22 protein-coding genes and 2 pseudogenes are annotated in these 23,280 nt (G+C 38.5%); 20 read left to right on the top strand and 4 right to left on the bottom strand.

What is annotated here, in order from left to right; translation table 11 throughout:
* Positions 1 to 49: 49 nt before the first annotated feature.
* The 7 genes from MKY71_RS12380 (at position 50) to MKY71_RS12350 (ending at position 4,722) form a co-directional block, all read left to right on the top strand.
* Positions 50 to 271, top strand: a complete 222-nt coding sequence (locus MKY71_RS12380) for a helix-turn-helix domain-containing protein (protein ID WP_008405041.1) — start codon at positions 50 to 52, stop codon at positions 269 to 271.
* A 73-nt stretch (positions 272 to 344) separates the two neighbouring features.
* On the top strand, positions 345 to 788 hold the full coding sequence (locus MKY71_RS12375) for a MarR family winged helix-turn-helix transcriptional regulator (RefSeq protein ID WP_339172394.1): 444 nt from the start codon (positions 345 to 347) through the stop codon (positions 786 to 788).
* A 16-nt stretch (positions 789 to 804) separates the two neighbouring features.
* Positions 805 to 1,605, top strand: a complete 801-nt coding sequence (racE, locus tag MKY71_RS12370; RefSeq protein WP_339172391.1) for a glutamate racemase — start codon at positions 805 to 807, stop codon at positions 1,603 to 1,605.
* A gap of 124 nt (positions 1,606 to 1,729) precedes the next feature.
* A complete protein-coding gene (gene rph, locus MKY71_RS12365) occupies positions 1,730 to 2,482 on the top strand; it encodes a ribonuclease PH (RefSeq protein ID WP_339172388.1) in 753 nt (250 codons plus the stop codon).
* A complete protein-coding gene (locus tag MKY71_RS12360) occupies positions 2,482 to 3,075 on the top strand; it encodes an XTP/dITP diphosphatase (RefSeq protein WP_339172386.1) in 594 nt (197 codons plus the stop codon). Before rph ends, MKY71_RS12360 begins: the two co-directional genes overlap by 1 nt.
* 106 nt (positions 3,076 to 3,181) lie before the next feature.
* Positions 3,182 to 3,682 carry a metallophosphoesterase family protein gene (locus MKY71_RS12355; protein ID WP_339195272.1) on the top strand — a complete coding sequence of 167 codons (501 nt, stop codon included), beginning with the start codon at positions 3,182 to 3,184 and terminating at the stop codon, positions 3,680 to 3,682.
* 611 nt (positions 3,683 to 4,293) lie between these two features.
* On the top strand, positions 4,294 to 4,722 hold the full coding sequence (locus tag MKY71_RS12350) for a group I intron-associated PD-(D/E)XK endonuclease (RefSeq protein WP_339195249.1): 429 nt from the start codon (positions 4,294 to 4,296) through the stop codon (positions 4,720 to 4,722).
* A 101-nt stretch (positions 4,723 to 4,823) separates the two neighbouring features.
* On the opposite strand, the gene MKY71_RS12345 is transcribed toward MKY71_RS12350, so the two are convergent.
* On the bottom strand, positions 4,824 to 5,324 hold the full coding sequence (locus MKY71_RS12345; protein ID WP_339172365.1) for a nucleoside-diphosphate sugar epimerase: 501 nt from the start codon (positions 5,322 to 5,324) through the stop codon (positions 4,824 to 4,826).
* 240 nt (positions 5,325 to 5,564) lie between these two features.
* On the opposite strand from MKY71_RS12345, the gene MKY71_RS12340 reads away from it, so the two are divergent.
* The 7 genes and pseudogenes from MKY71_RS12340 to MKY71_RS12310 all read left to right on the top strand — a co-directional run bounded on the left by MKY71_RS12340 (position 5,565) and on the right by MKY71_RS12310 (position 12,649).
* Positions 5,565 to 6,641 carry an aldo/keto reductase gene (locus MKY71_RS12340; protein ID WP_340732800.1) on the top strand — a complete coding sequence of 359 codons (1,077 nt, stop codon included), beginning with the start codon at positions 5,565 to 5,567 and terminating at the stop codon, positions 6,639 to 6,641.
* Positions 6,642 to 6,912: 271 nt separating this feature from the next.
* Positions 6,913 to 7,713 (top strand): ABC transporter ATP-binding protein, encoded by an 801-nt coding sequence (locus tag MKY71_RS12335; RefSeq protein WP_339172361.1) that lies wholly within the window; start codon positions 6,913 to 6,915, stop codon positions 7,711 to 7,713.
* A gap of 15 nt (positions 7,714 to 7,728) precedes the next feature.
* Positions 7,729 to 8,208, top strand: a complete 480-nt coding sequence (locus MKY71_RS12330) for an ABC transporter permease (protein ID WP_340732799.1) — start codon at positions 7,729 to 7,731, stop codon at positions 8,206 to 8,208.
* Positions 8,209 to 8,452: 244 nt separating this feature from the next.
* On the top strand, positions 8,453 to 9,691 hold the full coding sequence (locus MKY71_RS12325; RefSeq protein ID WP_340716285.1) for an IS110 family transposase: 1,239 nt from the start codon (positions 8,453 to 8,455) through the stop codon (positions 9,689 to 9,691).
* A 129-nt stretch (positions 9,692 to 9,820) separates the two neighbouring features.
* Positions 9,821 to 10,171, top strand: a pseudogene (locus MKY71_RS12320) (ABC transporter permease); the annotation flags it as partial.
* A gap of 84 nt (positions 10,172 to 10,255) precedes the next feature.
* A complete protein-coding gene (locus tag MKY71_RS12315) occupies positions 10,256 to 11,269 on the top strand; it encodes an ABC transporter substrate-binding protein (RefSeq protein ID WP_340732798.1) in 1,014 nt (337 codons plus the stop codon).
* 39 nt (positions 11,270 to 11,308) lie between these two features.
* Positions 11,309 to 12,649, top strand: a complete 1,341-nt coding sequence (locus tag MKY71_RS12310) for an LLM class flavin-dependent oxidoreductase (protein WP_340732796.1) — start codon at positions 11,309 to 11,311, stop codon at positions 12,647 to 12,649.
* Positions 12,650 to 12,769: 120 nt separating this feature from the next.
* Here MKY71_RS12310 and MKY71_RS12305 read toward each other — a convergent pair whose 3' ends face one another.
* Genes MKY71_RS12305 through MKY71_RS12295 form a run of 3 tightly spaced genes read right to left on the bottom strand, consistent with a single transcriptional unit; the run spans position 12,770 to position 14,989 of the window.
* The gene (locus MKY71_RS12305; protein ID WP_340732794.1) at positions 12,770 to 13,441 is read right to left on the bottom strand and encodes a GNAT family N-acetyltransferase; all 672 of its coding nucleotides are present in this window, start codon (positions 13,439 to 13,441) and stop codon (positions 12,770 to 12,772) included.
* On the bottom strand, positions 13,441 to 14,121 hold the full coding sequence (locus tag MKY71_RS12300) for a GNAT family N-acetyltransferase (protein WP_339172348.1): 681 nt from the start codon (positions 14,119 to 14,121) through the stop codon (positions 13,441 to 13,443). Before MKY71_RS12300 ends, MKY71_RS12305 begins: the two co-directional genes overlap by 1 nt.
* Entirely contained in the window at positions 14,111 to 14,989 is an 879-nt protein-coding gene (locus MKY71_RS12295; RefSeq protein ID WP_340732793.1) for a carbon-nitrogen hydrolase family protein, read from the bottom strand. The genes MKY71_RS12300 and MKY71_RS12295 overlap by 11 nt, the downstream gene beginning before the upstream one ends.
* A gap of 308 nt (positions 14,990 to 15,297) precedes the next feature.
* On the opposite strand from MKY71_RS12295, the gene MKY71_RS12290 reads away from it, so the two are divergent.
* The 6 genes and pseudogenes from MKY71_RS12290 (at position 15,298) to MKY71_RS12265 (ending at position 23,248) form a co-directional block, all read left to right on the top strand.
* Positions 15,298 to 16,749: an aldehyde dehydrogenase family protein gene (locus MKY71_RS12290; protein WP_340732792.1), complete on the top strand. Its 1,452-nt coding sequence runs from the start codon at positions 15,298 to 15,300 to the stop codon at positions 16,747 to 16,749.
* A gap of 303 nt (positions 16,750 to 17,052) precedes the next feature.
* Positions 17,053 to 18,402: an IS1182 family transposase gene (locus MKY71_RS12285; protein ID WP_340731670.1), complete on the top strand. Its 1,350-nt coding sequence runs from the start codon at positions 17,053 to 17,055 to the stop codon at positions 18,400 to 18,402.
* A 492-nt stretch (positions 18,403 to 18,894) separates the two neighbouring features.
* A pseudogene (locus tag MKY71_RS12280) lies at positions 18,895 to 19,401 on the top strand (HD-GYP domain-containing protein); the annotation flags it as partial.
* Between the two features lie 81 nt (positions 19,402 to 19,482).
* Positions 19,483 to 20,091, top strand: a complete 609-nt coding sequence (locus tag MKY71_RS12275) for an HD-GYP domain-containing protein (protein WP_340733645.1) — start codon at positions 19,483 to 19,485, stop codon at positions 20,089 to 20,091.
* Between the two features lie 111 nt (positions 20,092 to 20,202).
* Positions 20,203 to 21,387, top strand: coding sequence for a PqqD family protein (locus MKY71_RS12270; RefSeq protein ID WP_340732791.1), 1,185 nt, complete (start codon positions 20,203 to 20,205; stop codon positions 21,385 to 21,387).
* 412 nt (positions 21,388 to 21,799) lie between these two features.
* A complete protein-coding gene (locus MKY71_RS12265) occupies positions 21,800 to 23,248 on the top strand; it encodes an aryl-sulfate sulfotransferase (RefSeq protein ID WP_340732790.1) in 1,449 nt (482 codons plus the stop codon).
* The last annotated feature ends 32 nt before the right edge of the window (positions 23,249 to 23,280 follow it).

Genomic DNA, 23,280 nt, shown 5'->3' with positions numbered 1-23,280 from the left:
TGTATTTTCGACATAATGTACAAAGAAGAGGATAGGAGGGTGTTGCAAAATGAATCGTCCGCAGCATCGTTCGCTGTTAACAAAAAGAGAACGCGAGATTTTTGAGCTATTAATAAAGGACTATTCAACACGGGAAATATCAACTAAGCTAGGCATTAGTGAAAAAACCGTTCGTAATCATATTTCCAATACGATTCAAAAGCTGGGTGTATCAAGTCGTACGCAAGCGATTCTTGAGTTATTAAGACTTCAGGAATTGTCGATATACTGATTCGATGCTTGCTATTTTATGAAAAAAACTTCAAAATAGAACTATGAAACGCATCGAGGAGTGAATGGAGTAGATGAAAGATCACAGCACACATAGCTCTGAATCTGTAGCAATCCTGGAAAAAGAACTAAGATATATTTCACACTTAATCAAGCAAAAAGGTCGAGAAATTTTAAGCAATTATACGATTACACCTCCGCAATTTATTGCATTGCAATGGTTGCATGAATCGGGTGATATGACGATCGGTGACTTGTCGACGAAAATGTATTTAGCATTTTCGACAACGACAGATTTAGTGGACCGGATGGAGAAAAATGAATTGGTACAGCGTGTACGTGACGAAAATGATCGACGTGTTGTACGGATTCATCTTTTACCTGAAGGCGAAAGAATTATCCAGGAAGTAATTTTAAAGCGTCAAAATTATTTGCGGGATATTACACAGGAATTTAACGCAGAAGAGTTTGAGCAATTATCAAGAACATTACAAAAACTACATTTATTAATGAAATAGGATAGAGGCGGTACAAGTGAATGCCCCAATAGGTGTTATCGATTCCGGAGTTGGCGGATTAACAGTGGCAAAAGCAATTATGGAGCTTTTGCCGAATGAAACAATATATTATATAGGTGATACGGCGCGATGTCCTTACGGGCCACGCACAAAGCAAGAAGTCCGCAATTTTACATGGGAGATGGCAAAAGCGCTTGAAAAGATGAATGTGAAGATGCTTGTCATTGCATGTAATACTGCGACTGCCGTTGCATTGGAAAGTCTGCAAAAGCATATGCCATTTCCGGTTTTAGGAGTTATTAATGCAGGGGCACGAGCGGCCATAAAAAAGACAAAGCGCAATGAAGTTGTCGTATTAGCGACAGAAGGCACGATCAAAAGCGGCGCATATGAAGAAGCAGTGAAATCATTGTCGACAAAAGCGAAAATAATTCCACTTGCCTGTCCGACATTTGTGCCACTCGTTGAAAGTGGCGAATACGAAGGCCAATTTTCGTATGACCTTGTTGCGAAAGGATTAAAGGCGCTTGAAGATGAGCGATTTGATACAGTTATTTTAGGCTGTACACATTATCCTATTTTACAAAAGCAAATCGAAGCAGCAGTAGGCTCACAAGTTCACGTCCTGTCATCTGCCGAAGAAACGGCTAAAGATGTTGAAGCGATTTTAAGCTACACAGGACAATTACGAACAGAGGAAAAACCGCCACACCATATTCTGCATGCATCTGGTTCTGTGCCGATTTTCCGTTCCATAGCGGAACGTTGGCTGGAAAAAGGTGAATTGGATATCCGTAAAATTACATTCGAAAAATAGTTGATAGCTCAAATTAGGCATTTTGTCTAATTTGAGCTTTTTCCTTCTATGTCTTGCTTTTCTGCTTTAGACCCACCTTAAATTGTGATAAGATAAGTGCGCGAACAAATTGAGGAGGTCACGAATGACTAGACATGACTTAAGAGCTGTGAATGAATTACGTCCAGTTCAAATTGATAATAATTATTTAATGCATCCGGAAGGCTCGGTATTAATAACAGTTGGAAATACAAAGGTGATTTGTACTGCAACGATTGAAGAAAAAGTACCTGGTTTTTTACGTGGACAAGGTAAAGGTTGGATTACGGCTGAATATTCCATGCTACCACGCGCTACAGAGCAACGCACACGCCGTGAAAGCTCTGCAGGGAAGGTAAGTGGCCGCACAATGGAAATTCAACGCTTAATCGGCCGAGCATTACGTGCTGTCGTTGATTTAGAAGCATTAGGTGAAAAAACAGTATGGATTGACTGTGACGTAATCCAGGCAGATGGCGGAACGCGTACAGCATCGATTACAGGAGCTTTTGTAGCGATGACACAGGCAATTGCAAAACTAGGTGCTGACAAGCCATTCGTAAAATTCCCGGTTACAGATTATTTAGCTGCGACGAGTGTCGGAAAACTAGAAAACATTGGCGCAGTTTTGGACTTAAACTATGTGGAAGATTCAGCTGCACAAGTCGATATGAACGTTATTATGACAGGTGCCGGCGAATTTGTGGAATTGCAAGGGACAGGCGAAGAAGCGACATTCAGCCGTTCAGAACTAAATGAATTACTCGATTTAGGAGAAGCCGGAATTGCACAGCTAATCGAAATGCAAAAAACAGCATTAGGCGACATCGCAAACTTGATCGGAAAGGTGGAAGCATAATGAAACAAGTAGTAATTGCCACGAAGAACAAAGGTAAAGCGAAAGACTTTGAAGCATTATTCGGACCATTTGGCTATGAAGTTGTCACAATGTTTGAGGTTGCTCCAGATGTGGAAATTGAAGAGACAGGTACGACTTTTGAAGAAAATGCCATTTTAAAGGCGGAAACATTGGCGAACATGCTTGGCCAAATCGTGATTGCAGATGACAGCGGATTAGCGATCGATGCTTTAAACGGTGAACCGGGTGTGTATTCAGCGCGTTATGCCGGCGACCATGATGATGAAGCGAATATGGTGAAAGTGCTGGAAAACATGAAGGACGTACCGGAAGAACAGCGTACAGCCCGTTTCTGCTGTGCTTTAGCAATTGCTGGACCGAACATGGAGACAAAAACAGTATTCGGTACTTGTGAAGGTATAATTGCACATGAGAAGAAGGGGACAAATGGATTCGGTTATGACCCGATTTTCTATGTACCTGCTTTGGAAAAACATATGGCGGAACTTTCTGCCGAAGAAAAAGGCGCCATTTCACACCGAGGCAATGCCATTCGCAAACTGGCATTACAGCTAGCAGAATTTCTGAAATAGCAATTTCGGCAATTGCTGGAAATTGTAAAAATTTGTTTAATAACGATTGAATTTTCGTTTCAATGCTGTCAAACTAAGTATAGAAATGTAAAGGATGTGGATACGTATGAAGCTGTTGATAATGAGTGATACACATGGTGACGAGGAAATCATTGAACGTGTAAAGGGCTACCATCCAGATGCGCATAAAGTGATCCATTGTGGTGATAGTGAATTACCGTATGCACATCCTGCTCTGCAAGGAGTAGAGCGTGTGAAAGGGAACTGTGATCATGACCATAACTATTTGGAAGAGATGCTTTTTCAGGTAAATGGAGATCGTGTGTATGTGACACACGGGCATTTATACGATGTGAAAAACTCTCCGATGAAACTGATTTACCGCGCAAAGGAAGTCGGCGCACAAATCGTATGTTTTGGTCATTCACATATCCTTGGTGCAGAATATATTGATGACATATTATTTATCAATCCGGGCAGCTTGTTGAAGCCACGCCGGATCGAAGAAAAGTCATTTGTGACTCTGACGATAACTTCCACACATTTTACATTACAATGTTATGACGATAATAATAATTTGATTGATGAATTGTTTTATGAGCGTTAATTAACAATGTGAAGCCTTGAAGTAATGAGGGCTTCACTTTTTTAATACAGAATTTAGCAAATGGAAAATTATTTTAGTTAAATAATAATTTTGTTTAATTTGTTTGTTGACTTTAAATATAATATACCATATAATAAAAAATGTCTTTATTACCAATTGGTTTAAAGAAATTGTCTCAGTAGCTCAGCAGGATAGAGCAACGGCCTTTAAGTAAATAGGAGCCTTTATACGGAAAATGAACGTATAAAGTGGACGACACCGTATCGGTAAACCCTTAACAGATTATGCTGATGGCAATACCGAGGAAACGAGAACATTTGAATGGCTTTATGCAGGTAAAATGTTTGCTGCAAGAAATTGCGGGAGGTTCCGTAGAGACTAAACGTGTCGCACCTGAAATGGTGAAGTTATAGTCCAGACCAACAAATTATACGTCTGTATAAGTAGTGAAAACTATAGTGGTAAGCTAAGCCGTCGGTCGGGGGTTCGAATCCCTCCTGGGACGTATAAATACCGTCAAACTTGAATTAACAGGTTTGATGGTTTTTTTTTTGCAAAAAATCAATTAGTAATTTAAAATAAGAACAAATGTTCCTGTTGGAGGTGGTTGCATGTACTTTCATCATACAAAGACAAAAGGAGATTTAGCGGTATTAAAAAGCCAATTAGATTTGTTTGAAAAAGGATATTTGGTGTTGCTGCCACAAACAGAGCATGCACCTTTTGATATCGTTGCATATAAAGATCAACAATTTTGGCGAATACAAGTTAAGTACCGTAATATGAATGAAAACGGAACGATGTATGTAAAGTTTCAACAATGTTACTCGACTAAAAATGGTGTTCAAATCCAGGATGTCGATAAATCACAAATTGATCTTTACTGTATTTATTGTCCGGAGACAGACCTCTGCTATTATTTCAATCCAAAGCAATTCAATAGATCTGTCACAATTAGATTAAAGGAAACAAAAAATAAACAAAAAAAAGGTGTTTATTTTGCTGAGAGCTTTTTAGAAATACCTGAGATTTTGAAGTGAATACTCCCATGAAACAGGTCGACCAGTAATTCTGGCTGACCTTTTCATTTGAACGGATTATAATTAATATTACCGGCGATAGAATCCAACTTCGCATAAAGTCATTTCAATGCGATATTTTCAATATACAGGTCAACATCTTTCATCAATTGTTTAAATAAGATTCTATTTTTCTTTTTTATATTTATTCTTTTTCGTGCAGATTTTAAAGAGAATTCTTCATGAACAATACAGCTTCTGAGGTTCGCCAATAACTTAGTATTATTCTTGAAAGTTAAGTGATCTCCCAGTTTTCTTTCTAAATCAAGAATTATGTTCATGTCGGACTTATTTTTGTATTTATGCTTAAAATAAACTTTATAAATGTCTTTTAGCAGTTGTTCGGTTAATGAATACAATTCGACTGTGAGTGTTGCATATTTCCGGTCCCTGCGGCGTCCATAAAACTCCTCCAACTCATAATCGCTCAATAAGTCCACCCATTTAAAAGCACCTGATTGATTCGATGTATTTTTTACAATTTGCTGAAATTCTTTTTCGATCAAGCAAAGATCCGCAAATGCATGGTCTTTTAATTTTTTGATTTCTTTCTTCTTACTCATCTCAAACACTTCCTTCCAACGATTTAATTTAACAGTAAAGGGGGAGGCACATTCACTTACAAACCCCCTAAGCACTAAGTTATCTATTTTCTTACCCGAATTTTTATATTAATCAACTATTTTTTGAGTCATTCAAAGAAGTAAAGGATTTCAGTAGTTGTGCAATTTATCCTGTAATGGCCGTAGAATGTTTTATTTAATATGGAACATGGGAAAACACAAGGCATAGGAGGGATAATGATGGATTATAATTTATTTGGCAACTCAGGTATGAATGTTTCTAAATATGCATTAGGTACAGTGATGTTCAGTACAAACGGTCTTGAAGACGCGGGGGCGATGGATCAGGCAACCGCAAATTATATGGTGGATTATGCAATGGATCAAGGCATCAACCATTTTGATACAGCCAATATGTATGCGAAAGGTGATGCGGAAGTTATTTTTGGCAATGCGATACGTGATAAACGCCAGGATATGATCATCAGCAGTAAAAAAGGATTTCAGCTGATAGATAAACCAACCGATACGGGAGCTTTAATCAATGTTGATTCATCGATAGATGCGCTATTAAAAAGACTTGGCACGGACTATATTGATCTATATTATGTACATTGTTGGGATGGTCAAGTAGACGTTAGTGAAACGGTCCAAGAGATGAATGACTTAATTAAAAAAGGGAAAATTCGTCATTGGGGTGTAGCCGATTACAACGGCTGGGCGCTTGCGAAGACACATACGTGGGCAGTAGAAAATAATATGATACCGCCAATTGCTCAGCAAATCTATTACACACCGGAATCTCGTGAAGCAGAGTACGAAATTTTGCCGGCCGGTAAAGAATTGGGCATTGCTAATAGTATTAGGTCTCCACTTGGTGAGGGGCTGCTTACTGGTAAATTTACAAGAAACAAAATGTTCGAACCAGGTACAAGACAAGAAAATGGCTGGCCGGAAACATATATTAAAAATCCGGATTTGTTTTATAATCTAATCGATTTATTGCAAGATGTTGCGTCTAAACATAAAGCGACAGTAGCGCAAGTTGTTCTTGCATGGCTGCGTGATCGACCAAATGTAGATTCAATTATCTTGTCTGCAAGAACAAAAGAACAGTTGCATGAGAATATAGCATCCTATAATTTAAAATTAACAAACGAGGATATTTCACAAATTAATAACTTAACAGCACTGGAACCTATTTATCCATTATGGCACCGTGCTATGAATACATTGGATAGAGCTTCAAATGCAGAAAAGGTCTATTTAGACGAATACATTAAGTTGATGGATAGAAAAAATAAGACCGGCTTATAATTAACGACTTCTAGCAAAATAAAAAAATATAATCAGATAATTCCAATAAAACTAGTTGACATTTAAATCCGTTTTATTTATTATTAATTTCAATATATGGCTTAGCAAGCTCACTAGAGATACTAGAGGCTCCCTTATCTAATTGATAAGGGAGCCTTTTGTTTTAACTGAAAGGGGGATTAACTAATTGTGAGTGGACGATTCATATAAAAAAATTTTTGCAATAATCATACTATTATAATTGGAATTGTATGAAATTGGAGGGTTAACAATGGAAAAGATCAAGTTTGAAAAAGTCTCCAAAAACTTCTTAGTCCGAGATGAAAACAAAAAAGGGGCACAACGTGAATTTACCGCTATTCAAGGCATTGACTTCTCAGTAAAGGAGGGTGAATTCATTACTTTAGTAGGGCCGAGTGGATGTGGAAAATCTACATTACTCGATTTGTTGACAGGTTTAACGAGCCCGACAAAAGGCAGGATTCTTATTGATGGTCGTGAAATTAACGGACCAGGACTGGACCGTGGGATTGTCTTTCAACAATATGCATTATTTCCATGGAAAACTGCACGCGGCAACATTGAATTTGGGTTAGAAGCGAAAGGTATTCCGAAAAAGGAGTGGCAAGAAAGAACCGACTATTATTTGGACCTAGTAGGCCTGAAAAACTATTCTGATCGCTATCCGCATGAATTATCAGGCGGGATGAAGCAGCGAGTAGCAATTGCGCGGAGTTTAGCATTCAATCCAGATGTATTATTAATGGACGAACCATTTGCCGCATTAGATGCGCAAACTCGTGAAACTTTACAAACGGAATTATTGCGCATTTGGAAGAAGACAGGTAAGACAATTATTTTCATTACCCATGGAATTGATGAGGCCGTGTACTTAGGAGAACGGGTTGTTGTTCTTTCAGCCAATCCCGGTACTGTCAAAAAGATTATAGATATTCCATTGAACAATCGTTTAGCAGACGCAGATATTAAATCAAACCCTGCATTCGTAAAAGCGAGGCATGAGGTTTGGAGTTTATTGCATGAACCGGAATATCAAGGCGCACACATTTAAGAAGGGGGTTTTTAGATGGTAACACTAAATAAACCGACGCAAATCGAAGAACCGAATAAACGACATAGGGCTTCCGGAAAATCACTTTCAATCATAATAAAAGCCTTTAAGAAATCAATCGTACTTATTTTGTTTGTATTATTATGGGAGCTGGCCCCACAGCTAGATTTTGTAGACAAGACATTTTTACCGCCATTTTCCGAGGTCATTCTTGCTTGGTGGGACCTATTTATAACAGGAGAAATATGGAGACATTTTGAGGCGAGTATTTTACGCTCACTTTTTGGCTTTGCATTAGCATTAGTCATAGCGATACCATTAGGTCTGCTAATTGGATGGTATCCGTTAGCAAGAGAGTTACTAACACCAATCTTGGAGCTATTCCGTAACACAGCAGCATTAGCGCTGTTACCAGTATTTATTTTACTGTTAGGGATTGGTGAAGTTTCTAAAATATCAATTGTCTTATATGCATGTACTTGGCCCGTTTCGTAATATGAGGTTAGCCAGATTTTTCTGGTTGACCTTTTTTGTTTAGGTCTTATTATAACGGTAGTCGGGGTAGAACGTCTGGCCCGTGGGACTTGATCCCGTCCGCAAAACTGTTCACCCCCTACTTGTATAAACATGTTTCGAGCTGGTTGGGACAAGGATCCCGTTTAACAAGCGAACCTATGACATTACAAGCAGCTATAGGGGTTACCGACGAATTTAGTTTTCTTTAGGAGGAGATGTAATTATGAATCCAGTCGTTGGTCTGGATGTTTCAAAAGGAGAAAGTCAGGTTCAAGCCTTTTTAGATAAAGGCAAACCATATCGTAAGAGCTTTAGTATTAAACATACTCTTGATGGTTTAGATAGTTTATTAGAATTTCTAAAGGAAGTAGAGAAATTAGCTGATGGTAAGCAACCTTCGGTTATTTTAGAATCTACAGGTCAATATCATATGCCCGTTATTCAATTTTTGGAGGAGCAACAATACGTCTATATTATTGTTAATCCACTTATCTCTCATCGAGCTAGAAGTACAAATTTACGCAAGGTAAAGACCGATGCCATTGATGCCTATCATCTATGCGAATTGTATTACAAGGAAGAGTTAGAGCCATATAAAAAGAGAGGTATACAACTCTTAAATCTTCGTAATCTCACTAGACAACAAGAAACAGTATCAAGCACAGCTGCACAAACAAAGTTACAGCTACAGTCCATCTTAGATCAGGTTTTCCCTGAATACAGAGGTGTCTTTGGAAATCTCTATTCAAAAATTTCGTTACAGATTCTATCCATCTTCCCAACCTCCAAAGAGGTTTTAAGTGTTAGCGAATCAGAACTTACTAATAAAATTGCGGAATTATGTACAACCCGTTCAGAAAGATGGGCAAAAGAAAAGGCAATTAAATTGAGAGAGGCTGCATTACGTAATCCATTTCAAAACAACTTGTATCAAAGCCATATCTTTAACCTAAGAATGTTTATTAACATTGTTCTTCAATATCAAGAGCATCTATCAAAGTTAGCAGCAGAAATAGATGCCCTCGCTAAAGAAATTGAAGAATATGAGATAATCCAGTCTATTCCTGGTGTTGGAGAAAAGATTGCGGCAACAATCATCTCTGAAATTGGAGAGATAGAACGGTTTAACCATCCTAAAAAGCTAGTAGCATTCGCCGGGATAGATCCTAGCGTTTACTCTTCTGGTCGATTTACTGCTTCCATCAATCGTATAACCAAAAGAGGTTCCAGCAGGTTAAGACAAGCGTTATTTATGGCTGTACAATGCGGTATAAGAGATGCACGTAAGCAAAAAACAAGTGATGAAATACTCCCTAGAAATAAGAAATTACGAGAGTTCTACGATAAAAAACGCGAAGAAGGAAAGCCATTTAGAGTAGCAATCATTGCATGTGCTAATAAGCTTTTACATTGGATATATGCCCTACTTAAAAGGAAAGAAGCCTTCCAAAATGCGGTTTAAAAAGTATATTTAAGTGGATTAAACAAAACCTTCCAATTTTAAAGAGGAAGGCTTATTTGGTGTACCCTTTTTTAGTATATCATGTAGGATTTAATATTTTTATCGAAAAATCTTGACAACTATTAGCTGGTTTTATTAAATACTATTTCTGCTGTAAAAAATGTGGATCCATTATTAATTAAATCAGCTCGCTCAATGAATATTTCTTCCTTTAAATTGTTTTACAAAGTTATTTTACCTGCGTCGGTCCCGACGATTTTTACTGGTATTCGTATGGCGGGGACGGGTGCGATTTTAGTATTGATTGCTGCTGAGATGATTGGTGCAAAAGCGGGACTTGGTTATTTTATTACGTATTCGCAATATAATTTCCTAATAGCTGAAATGTATGCGGGCATTATTACTATTGCATTATTAGGCTTATTGATTAACTATGGCCTTTCAGGTGCAGAGCGCTACTTCTCGCGATGGAAACAGTAAATATTTTATTTTTAACTAAAACCTACTAATTTTATTTGTTTAGTTATGTATATTGTGTTTAAACAGGAAAAGGGGAATCGTAGCATGAAAAAAATTTGGTTGTTAATAGTCGTATTAAGTGTAAGTCTGGGAGCTTTAGCAGCGTGCTCAAAAAATGATTCACGGAGTACAGCAAGCGCAAATGGTCAAGATCGAGTTATACAATATCAAAGCACACCAGGAACTGTAATATTCCCTGAATTAGCGGAGGCCCTTGGTTATCTGGGGGATTTAGAGCTGGAAAAAGTAAGTGATATGGTCGGCGGTCCAGAAAGTATTCAACTAACAGCAACAGGCGAAAACGATTTCGGTTCAGCATTTAACGGTGCCATTATTAAATCCTATGCACAAGGTGTAAAGATTAAATCTGTTGTAGGCTCTTACGGAAGTGATGAAAATACATTTATCGGCTATTACACATTGGACGACAGTGGCATTAAAACAGCGAAAGATTTAATCGGCAAGAAAATCGGAATGAACACTTTAGGGGCGCACTCTGAGTTTGCAGTAAAACAATTTTTACGTGATGGCGGTTTAACAGAAGATGAAATTCAAGGGGTTCAATTAGTCGTTGTACCAGGCGCAAGTGCAGAGCAAATTTTACGGGCTGGTCAAATCGATGTTATAGCACTTAGCGGTATCGGGAAAGAACGCGCTTTAGAAACTGGCGGCATTTATCCGGTATTTAAAGATACCGATTTATTTGGTGAATTTACAGCAGGCGAATTCTTTTTTACTGAAAAGTATATTGAAGAAAATCCTGACACAGTTAAAACATTTGTAGAAGGAGTTTCGAAAGCAATTGAATGGGCTAGAACAACACCCCGTGAAGAAGTCATTGCAAAATTTGAGGAAATTGTTTCTGCACGTGAAGGTAGTGAAACAACGGAAAATTTAAAATACTGGAAGAGTACAGGTATTGCTGAAGAAGGTGGAAAAATTGCAGAAAAGGAATTCCAAATCTGGATCGATTGGTTAGTGGAGAATGGTGATTTACCAAAGGGTCAAGTGAAGTTAGAGAATCTATTCACAAATGAATACAATCCATATGCCAAATAAATTTTTTAACTAAATTTAACGAAAAAGGAGAATATTAAAATGACAAAAAGACAATTAAGTTTAGGTGCGTTTATTAATCTGCCGGGTCACCATGTTGCGAGCTGGAGACATCCCGAAACCGAAGTGCGTAAAGTAACAGATTTAGCCTATTTAACAGAAATCGCACAAGTTGCGGAGCGCGGCAAGTTTGATAATTTATTTTTTGCAGATGTATTTGGTCAGCCGATTTTAGAAAATGCACACTCAGGATTGAAGCTGGATCCGGTCGTGATTATTTCTGCATTAGCTGCTGTCACGAAAAATATCGGTTTAACAGCAACATTAACAACATCGTATAATGAACCGTTTCATGTAGCACGTAAGTTTGCAGCAATTGATCATTTATCAAACGGCCGTGCAGCCTGGAATGTTGTGACTTCAGCCAATGAGCGAGAGGCATTGCTGTTTGGCCGTGATGCACACTTTCAACACGCAGAACGTTATGAACGTGCTGATGAATTTGTAGATGTTGTGAAAAAGCTATGGTATTCGATAGATGAAGAGGCATTGGTAATTGATAAGGAAAATAGTCATTATTACAACTTAAATAAAGTGACTGAAATAAATCATGAGGGGAAATTCTTTAAACTGAAAGGAACATTGGATGCGCCGTCCACACCACAAGGCCATCCGGTAATCGTACAGGCAGGCTCTTCGGAGGCAGGAAAAGAGCTGGCTGCGAAAACAGCTGAAGTTATTTTTACAGCATGGCAAACACTGGAGGATGCACAAGCATTTTATAAAGATGTTAAAGGCCGTTTAGCAAAATACGGTCGTAATCCTGAAGACCTTAAAATATTGCCAGGGGCTTTCATTGTTGTAGCTGAAACAGAAGAGGAAGCAATTGCGAAACACCAGCAATTAAATAACTATATCACGCCAGAAGTAGGGCTGGCTTATCTATCCGGCTTTACAGGGGTAGATTTATCGGAGCACGACTTTGAAGGGCCAATTCCAGATTTTAACGGTCAGCAAATTGACGGCACGAACCCGAATATTCGAACGAGTATTGTGAAAGGTATTGTAGAGGCAAAAGGGTTAACAACTTTGAGGGAATTATACAACAATATTGCAGGGGCTCGCGGGCATCGAGAAATTATCGGGACGCCAACCCAAGTGGCCAATCAGTTGCAGGAATGGTTTGAAAATGAAGCGGCTGATGGTTTTAATATAATGGCACCAACTTTCCCGCAAGGCTTCAACGACATTGTAGAACTAGTAATTCCAGAATTGCAGCGACGAGGAATATTTAAAACGGAGTATGCAGGTACGACATTACGTGAAAATCTTGGCTTAAAACGTCCGGTTAATCCATATATACAGCAAAAAGTTCCACTTTAATCTGTAATTTAGCGTTTCTGACAATTTAAAAGCACTTCAGTTTCTAATGTACTTAGAACCTGAAGTGCTTTGTTTGTGAGAAACAGATAACTGAGTTACGATTAATATAATTAAATACTATTAAATCGCCAACAACTCCACACTTTCCTTTGCATCAAGCTGCTCGATCATCTCTACCCATGCATCTGGCTTTTCCGGCAATACTGCATAGTACGTCTTTAAAAACGTCGCAATCAGTGATGCATTTAACTCGGTTTGTTCGTAGTCAGCGGGCATAAAGCATAGATCAAGTCCGCTTACAGCTGTCCCGTCCAACTGCCATGATGGATGGACGTACGGGAAGTTTAGCCGTTTATAGCCTAAATGTGATAACACTTCACGGCGGACGAACGGGTCCATTGGTTTTACTCCGCCAAAGCCGTGATCGTCTACACGATACGGGTCATAGATTTCTGCAAACATGCCCGCCATTTGCTTGTTGTTTTCCTGTGCCAATGCTTGTAAATCTGCCGCACGTTTTGTTGCTAAAAAACGACCGACGCCAATCCCTTCTCGGCCGATAATTGTAAAATCGGTCATGCCAACATTCAAATCTTTATAATAGCGGTACTCTGTTGTCCCAACGACTTCACCTTCATGGACAGCGACAAATACGCGAATGCTTGGATCTTCCAGCGGTTCTTTCCATAAATCAAATGCTAATACTTCCTCCGGTGGAAACACCGTTTTTAATAGTTCATACATATGTGCAAACAGTGGATCGGTAATTGATGTTATGCGATTATAATCCATTAATAAGCCTCCTTGATTTGGACGAAAGGATTGCGCCATTCCATTAATACACCATAATGATGCGACTCTTCATCCTCTAAATATTGGGGTACAACTTGTATCGGCATGCGACCGCAGCGTAGCAGGAACGAAATGACCTGGTCGTGTATTTCACCACGCAAAACGGCTTCGATATACGCTTCTGGTGAAAGCTGGTCGGCATGGTGATGATAATTCGGCATGCGGCTGCCGCCAAGCAGACGAACGCGCTTTTTCTCAATGACGATTTCGTACATCGAAAGCATGAGCCATTTACCAAGCCCTAAACTGCGATAAGCTGGGCGCACACAAAGATCAACAATGTAGAGCGTATCGCCATTTGGATTATGAGTTCGAATATAGCCGTTATCGGTTATGTCCTCCCACGTATGTATGGGATCGTTTGGGTCAAAATCAACGAGCAAAGACGTCATGGAACCGACGAGTTGGCCATCCACTTCAATGCAAAGTGTACCTTCCGGGAAATGTGTAACATGACTTATAAGCTGTTCTTCACTCCACCATAGTTCTGAAGGAAATGGGGGAGGAAAGCAATCCTGTTGAATACGGATAAGGGCATCAAAATCTGCAGGCGTGTAATTCCGGATTGTCGCAAGGATTGGCTTGCTGTCTTGAAACACATAAAACTGTTTACGGTACATTGATAAAACTGCTTTCCCAGTCATTGTACAAATCGGTACGACGGTCACGCCACGTTGTTACTGAGCCCTTTTCGCGTACTTGATAAAGCAGTGCCAGATCTAAATCCCCCGTAACAACCATATCGTTATTGAGCTCTCCTTCAACGACGATGCCACGCGGTGGGAACGGGACATCATTTGGTGCAATAATCGCGGACTGTCCAAAATTCAAGCGCATAAAATCAATGGTAGGAAGCGACCCGACAGTAGAAGCGGTAACGACATATACTTGGTTTTCAATAGCGCGGGCATGACTTGTATATCGAACACGATGGAAGCCGTGGCGATCATCGGTACAAGATGGGCAAAAGATAACATCTGCGCCACGAGCTTTTGCCATTCGTACGATTTCAGGGAACTCGATATCGTAACACGTTAAAATTGCAATTCTACCTTTTTCTGTATCAAAAAGGTGTAACTCATCACCTGCCGCCATGTTCCACTCGTTTACCTCGGTTGGGGTAATATGAAGTTTCGCCTGTGTGGCAACCGTGCCATCCGGATAAAATAAGTGAGCGACATTGTAGAGTTTGTCATTGTTCCGTATGACATGGGTACCGCCGATAATATGCGTCTTTGTTTTAACAGCTAAACTTGTAAATAAATCAAGGTACTGCACTGTAAAGTCAGGAAGCTCATTGATGGAAAGTGGTTCTCCTTTATCGTTGCCTATTGATAACAGCTGCGTAGTAAAAAATTCAGGGAATAAAATAAAATCCGTTTCAAACTCTAGGGAAGCTCGCACGTAATGGTCTACTTGCTGAGCAAAATCCTCAAATGATCGAATCGTATGAAGATGGTATTGAACCGTTGATACACGTAGTTTCATATGGACCTCCTTGCTATTTTTACATAATATTACCAATATATTACTAGCAATAATAGTATGTTTTTCAGTTTATTTCAATGCGTATGTGGAAATGCATCCGTAACTCATGTATATTGTGAAGATTTTCACTTATACTAACGTGGCAAAATATTTAAGTAGAAGAGAATGATTTTATGAAAAGAAAATGATATTTGTGGTAATAAAATGACGAATCAAGGGTACTAAGTGATATATGTACATGCACTAAAGTAAGATGCATGGCATTTTGAGTAATTCTACTGCATTAAACGTTGGAAAGGATGATACCTATGAATAAAAAGTGGAATAAGCAGTTTATTGGTGGCGAATGGAGAGAAGGAAACAGCGAAAGAGTATACGTAGACCAGAATCCTTACAACGAGGAAACAATTGCGGAAATTCGGTTGGCAAATGAAAAAGACATAGATGAGGCGTATCAAGCGGCCAAGGAAGCACAAAAAGAATGGGAACAGGTCAATGCTTATCAAAGACAAGCGATTATAGAAAAAGCTGCTCAAATTGTAGAGCGAAAAAGAGAAGAAATCGTGCAAATTTTAGTGGAGGAAAATGGGGCTTCCCATACAAAAGCCAATATTGAAATTAGTGGTGCGATTGGCATTATGAAAGAGGCTGCTACGTTTCCTCTCCGGATGCATGGGAAAATCATGCCATCCATTATTCCTGGGAAAGAGAACCGAGTGTATCACAATCCGGCTGGCGTAGTGGGGATTATTAGTCCATTTAACTTCCCGTTCCATTTAACGATGCGTTCCCTTGCACCTGCTTTGGCAACTGGTAATGGAGTTGTACTTAAACCGGATCTGCAGACGATGATTTCAGGGGGACTTATTTTAGCTGAAATTTTTGAGGAAGCCGGCATCCCTAAAGGATTGTTAAATGTAACAGTTTGTAGCTCATCTGAAATTAAAGATGCATTTGTTGAGCATCCTATTCCTCAAATTATTTCTTTTACCGGCTCTACAGAAGTAGGACGCCATATTGGAGAGGTATGCGGAAGAAACTTAAAACGTGTAGCTTTAGAACTTGGAGGAAACAATGTTATGCTCGTTTTGAAAGATGCGGATGTTCAAAGAGCAGCTGCTTCTGCCGCATTTGGTAAATTTTTAAACAGCGGGCAGATTTGTATGTCACTGAATCGGATTGTTGTTGAACGTCCAGCGTATGATGCTTTTATAAAAGCATTTGTGGAGAGAGCATCCAAAATTAAATATGGAGATCCAAAAAATGATGATGTCGTTGTTGGTCCGCTTATTAATAATAAACAAATCGAACGAATTCAGAGATTAATCGACCAAAGTATTGAAAAAGGAGCAGAATACGCCCTCCAAGGGGAAGTAAAAGGGAATGTACTAGCTCCAACTATTTTGACTAATGTTACGAATGATATGCCGATAGCACAGGAAGAAATTTTCGGACCTGCTGTAGGTGTGATCGTTGTAGATAGTGAGGAGGAAGCGATTCGCGTTGCCAATGACAGTGACTATGGATTGAGCGGTGCCGTTCATGCCGGTACAACAGAACATGGTGTTGAAGTGGCTAAACAGATTATTACAGGAATGATTCACGTCAATGATCAGGGAGTCAATGATGAACCGATCGTTGCCTTTGGCGGAGAGAAAGCTTCAGGTTTAGGCCGATATGGCGGTGAATGGGCAATTCATGAGTTTACAACGACAAAATGGATTTCTGTTCAGACAGACCCACGAGAGTATCCATTTTAATATTTAAATCAATAAGATTAGACCTAATCAACATTTGAGATTAGGTCTCAGACTGTAGACAAACTCGAAGAAATTCGAGTTTGCCTACAGTCTTTTTTGTTTTAAAATAAAGTTAACTGATGAATACCGTTGATTTCCATTCCAGGGGACGCGTTTCGCGGGCGGGTGCCAATCCTCCTCGTCGCTACGCTCATGCGGTGTATCGGCAGTCCCGCTTTTCCCGCAGAAGTCGCCCCTTCCATTCCAATCAACTTGATCTATTCTTTCTAATAAAGTTTATCTAAATCAAAGAGGTGTCCCGATATGATGACTAAAAACCAAATGAATGAACGTAATCAATTAGAAATGTTGACGATTGAACAGCTTGTCCCAGAAAATCATCTCGTACGTAAATTAGATGCAGCCATTGACTTTTCTTTTGTATATCCATTAGTTGAAAACTTATATTCACCTTTCGGTAGACCAAGTATTGATCCTGTTGTCTTATTTAAAATGACAATGATTCAATACGTTTTTGGTATTCGTTCGATGCGCCAAACGATTAAGGAAATTGAAACGAATGTAGCGTACCGCTGGTTTTTAGGCTTCGGTTTTCATACAGAAGTGCCTCACTTCTCGACGTTTGGGAAAAATTATACGCGGCGTTTTGAGGATACAGATGTATTTGAACAGATTTTCTATCGCATCTTGAAAGAAATTGTGGAGGCGGGTTTATTATCAGCTGACCATATCTTTATTGATTCCACGCATGTGAAGGCAAGTGCGAATAAACGAAAATTTGATAAAAAGATGGTTCGAAAAGAGACACGTGCCTATGAAGAAAAGCTACAGGAAGAACTAAACATAGACCGTGAAAAGAACGGAAAAAAGCCGTTTCCACCAGAGAAGTTTGAAAAGGAAGAATGGAAAGAAATCAAAGAGAGCACAACGGACCCTGAAAGTGGTTACTATGTGAAGGACGAACGAACAAAACAATTTGCCTATTCATTTCATGCAGCGACAGATGAACGTGGCTTTGTATTAGGAACGATTGTGACACCTGGTAATATACATGATAGTCATATGCTGCAACCGCTTGTTGAAAAGGTCATTCATCGTGTGAAAAAGCCAGTGGCTGTTGCTGCGGATGCTGCTTATAAAACGCCTGCGATTACGAACTTTTTGTTAGAAAATCAAATGTTGCCTGTTCTTCCTTATACAAGACCAAAAACGAAAGATGGCTTCTTCCGTAAACATGAGTATGTCTATGATGAACATTATGATTGCTACATTTGCCCAAATGATCAGATGTTACCATATGTGACAACTACGAAAGAAGGCTACCGCCAATACAAATCAAATTCCGCGATTTGTGCCAACTGTCCATTTTTAGCACAATGTACAGAAAGCAAAAATCATACGAAATTGATTCAACGTCATATTTGGTCCGAATATGTTGAAGAAGCGGAACATCTTCGTCATCATCATGAAATTAAATCAATCTATGCGAAACGTAAAGAAACGGTTGAGCGTGTCTTTGCGGATGCAAAAGAAAAGCATGGTATGCGATGGACAACTTTAAGGGGCCTTAAAAAATTGTCCATGCAGGCGATGCTTACTTTTGCTGCCATGAATTTGAAGAAACTTGCCACATGGACTTGGCAAGGAGCTTAGATGAGGGCATCTTCCCTCGAAGAGGAGAACTTTTACAGAACTTCGGGACCTAATTTGATAAAATAAATGACAAAAGGCATCGAGAGACGAACTCTCGATGCCTTTTGTCGACAATCTGAGACCTAATCAACATTTGAGATTAGGTCTTTTAATTTTTGGGGGTATATTCTGTCATATTGAAGTGAGACTTTTGATTTAGTTATTATTAAAATTTCCAGATAAGCCTAAGTTAATAGAAAAGATTAAAATTAGGAATTGAGTTGCAGGATATATAGGAGTATTGTTAAGATAGCCTTATTGAAAAAATAGTAAATAAATTTTCTTTTTTATAACTTATAGGTACAAAGTGAATATATTTTGGTTAAAAGAGTAAAAAAACAAAAAAATGAGAAATTTAAATCATAGATATATAGAACTAATTTCCAATATCGTGTTATAATGGTGTGTGGAACATAAGGTCTATTACTTGGTAATTTAATTGTGAGGTAAAATATGAAGAAAACATCATTGTTACAAGAAGAAAAGCGTTCAACCATTCTCTTTTTATGGTTATTTTATGTCGTATTTTTTGTTTATGATATATTATTTTATGGTCTCTTTCCGAAATTTCCATGGCTGGATTTAGATACGGGAAGTACGGGATGGTATGATTTTATGTATATCAAGTAAGGAATAATAGCTGGGCTTATTCCTATTACAATATACTTAATAAAAAAAGATAAAACAGTTTATGTTAAATATATTATATTTTTTGGATATTTCACCACTAATCTATTTTCAGATATAATGTATTATAAAGATAGTTCTCTTGCATATACCAGCGGCAACTTAGTAGAAGTTATATTTATCCTATTTTCTCCTATATTTGTAACTAAGAAATATACATATTATGTATCATTAGGTTTGATTGTTAAATATGCTTTGGTAGGTATCTTTATACAAGATCCAGTAGTTTTATTTCCAATTGTAATTATAATAGTATGTTCTTTTATTTCATTTATTCTACTTCATAGAATATTAAATTATATTAAAGCATTGAAGTATTCATATGATGAACAGTTGGAAGGTATTGTAAAAGGGGTGATAGCAACTCTAGAATTAAAGGATCCATATACACGTGGACATAGTGAACGAGTAGCAGCTTACGCAATGAAAATGGCAGAGGCTACTGGGAAATTTAAACCAGCTGAGTTAAACCATTTTTATTATGCTTGTCTATTACATGATATTGGTAAAGTTAATATACCAGACTCAATTTTGACAAAGCCTGGTATGTTGACAGATGAAGAATTTGATATAATTAAGACACACCCTGTTGTGGGTGCAGAAGCTATTCGAGATGTTGAAGGCATTGCAGATAATATAGATGTAATTTATCATCATCATGAAAGATGGGATGGTAAAGGGTATCCGGATGGACTGGCGGGAGAAAAAATTCCGTTTTTAGCAAGAGTTACAGCAGTGGCAGATGCTTTTGACGCAATGACTTCTTCAAGATCGTACCGTCCTGCACTACAATTTGAAGTAGCACATCAACGAATTCTCGATGGTCAAGGAAGTCAATTTGACCCGCAACTGATAGAATTATTTAAACAGATTTATCCTGATTGGGTGAGAATTTCTAAAACCTATTCTAAAGGTATGGACATGAGAGGAGGGGAAAAACGTGAAAATCCGCAAATTAAATAAAATTAAAGTAACTTGCTGGTGGTGTTTCCTTATTCCTAAACCATAAGTAAGTACATACTTAGGATGCTATAATTATAGCATCCTATTTTAATTTATAGAGGAGGCTATATATTGAAGGTATCCTTTCAATCTGAAATAACGTTGTACCCATTATCCATTCGAAAAGATAAAAAACATTATATTGTTGAGGAGCCGATTTCCGGGGATTTCTATGAATTACCTGAGATTGGCGTTGATGCCATCAAACGTTTGGAACAAGGTGAGAAACTCGTTTCCATTGAACATGCATTAAAAAATTCATATCCAGATGAAGAGGTGGATATTGTTGATTTTGTAGAGCAGCTCTTGGAGTTAGGGCTTGTTCAGGAAGTGGATGGTGTGTTCGTTAAAAAAGAACAGTCAAAATCTTCGGCACGTTCGGGTGCTTTCTTATGGATTCCGCAATCGCTGGGGCGTCTATTTTTTAATGGAGCGATGAACAAAATCTACTTGCTCCTGCTCATTGCAAACATCATCATTCTCATACTGAACCCGGAACTTTTCCCGCATTACAAAGACATATTCCTTTTCGATTCCATGGTACTGAATATTCTTATGTATCTATCAATTTCTTTAGTTTTAATTTTAATTCATGAATTCGGACATATTCTTGCCATTCGATCACATAATTTACCGGCTAAATTAAGTATTGGAAATCGGCTCATATTTATAGTCTTTGAAACAGATCTCACTCAAGCTTGGAAGCTCGATCCCAAGAAAAGAAATATCCTGTACCTTGCCGGAATATCTTTCGAGCAGGTAATTCTTTTCATTTCATTCGGTATTATGTTTCTTTTTCCGGATGCGAGCATTATAGGAATTCTTGGGATAATCGTGTTGGATATTTTCATTAAATTTATATATCAATGCTGTTTCTATATGAAAACAGATGTTTATTATGTTGTGGAAAATATAACAGGCTGTTATAACTTGATGGAAAACGGTAGAATCTACTTGAATTCCTTATTTAAAAATCATCGAAAAGATGGAGAAAATTATAAAGAAATATTCCAAAATGAATGGAACGTGATTCGGCTGTATAGTGTATTCTACATAGTTGGTGTTGTTTTAACGTTAATTTTGGCAGTAATGTATTTTGTGCCGCAGCTTTATTATACGTACACTACAATTTATCTGAATCTTCTCGGAGCAGATGACCGTGCCGCGTTTTGGGATGCCATTGCATTTTCGGTAATGACTATGTTCATGCTTTTCCTGCTTGTTTTTGTAGCCAGGAAACAGAAACATGAAAACTGAAAGAAATCGCTGAACTCGGATTATTCAAGTTTAGCGATTTCTTATTTGTTTTCCGAAAATTTTAAATTATTTTAAAAACCTACTTGACGAATAAGAATTAAATCGGTACGATACTGTTAATACTTTTAAAGTTAAGTAGTTTACTAGGGATTGGATAAGTGAGCGACTACTTTAAAAAATAATTTAATAAAGTGCTGATTAGACAACTAAAGGCGCTAAAAATACGTTTCTCTCACCAAACACATTGGAGGAGGCTGTATTTTTAGTGCCTTTTCTTTTTAACCTTTGTTAAAAGGTTGTCTTGGAAGGAGGAAATTAAACAACATAGGAAATTGATAACTATTGAATGGTCATTTATTAAAACTAAAATACACGATTAACTTGAAAAAATAATGAAAAGGGAGAGGTATATATGGGAAATCCAACAATTCATCCGACAGGGGCAACAGTTTATAATCCAGAAAAGGCGGCAAGCGGTTTTACAATTTTCCAGGCAGCAAATGAAGGGGCATTACTGATCGATATGAACGGGAAAGAAGTTCATTTATGGAAAGGGCTACGCGGCTTCCCGAACAAAGTATTTCCAGGTGGTTTTGTGCTTGGGCACACGTTTAACCGTGATCCACAGTACGGTTTCCAAGATGAGGGCGATATAGTACAAATTGATTTTGAAGGTAATGTTGTATGGAAATTTGACAAGCATCAGTTTATCGAAGATCCAGGTCACGAAGCAAGATGGGTTGCACGTGCACACCACGACTATCAGCGTGTTGGCAGTCCTGTTGGCTATCCGGCACCTGGTCAGGAGCCACAAACAACAGGTGGAAATACATTGATTTTGGTTCACCGTGATGTAGTGAACGAGAAAATCTCTAAACACCCATTATTGGATGACGCATTCATTGAGGTCGACTGGGAAGGTAACATCGTATGGGAATGGAACGCACATGAGCATTTCGATGAGCTTAACTTTAGTGAGGAAGCGAAAAAGGCAATTTATGAGGAGCCGAATCGACGTTTCTTTGGTAATCATTCTGGCGACTGGCTTCACATCAATTCCATTTCATTAGTTGGTCCGAACCGCCATTATGATAATGGCGATGAACGTTTCCATCCGGACAACATTATTTGGGATGCGCGTGAGGCAAATATTATTGCGATCACAAGTAAAGAAACAGGGGAAATCGTATGGCAACTTGGTCCGGATTATGACACACCGGAGACGAAACATTTAGGATGGATTATCGGACAGCATCATGCACATATCATTCCAAAAGGCTTGCCGGGCGAGGGCAATGTTTTAGTATTTGACAACGGAGGCTGGGGAGGATACGGCGCACCAAATCCAAATTCGGTTGACGGTAATAAAGTAGCAATCCGCGATCATTCCCGTATTTTGGAAATCGACCCGATTACACTTGAAATTGTATGGCAATATACTGGGCTTGAAGCGAAGTTTTCGGTACCAACGGATTCCTATAAATTCTACAGTCCTTATATTAGTTCGGCGCAGCGTTTGGAAAATGGCAATACGCTTATTACAGAAGGCTCGAATGGACGTATTTTTGAAGTTACGGCAGACCATGAGATTGTATGGGAATATATTTCTGCCTATAAAAATGAACGAGGGTCAAATATGGTTTACCGCGCATACCGTGTTCCTTACAACTGGGTACCTCAATTGGAAACACCGGTTGAAGTTGAGATTAAGCCGATTGATGTGAAAGAGTTCCGCGTACCGAATGCGGCAGAAGGCGGGGCACATTCAGTTGCTGAGATTAAGGAAGCTTTCTCTTATGGAGAAGGAGCACTTTGCGTGGCACGTTATGATGAGACAGTGGCGAAGAAAATTACAACATAAATTATCAGAAATAATTTCTAGTATTAAAATAA

Origin of the sequence: Solibacillus sp. FSL W7-1324 (assembly GCF_038008025.1) — a bacterium.
Taxonomy (GTDB): Bacteria; Bacillota; Bacilli; order Bacillales_A; family Planococcaceae; genus Solibacillus.
This window is presented reverse-complemented; position numbering and strand designations above follow the sequence as displayed.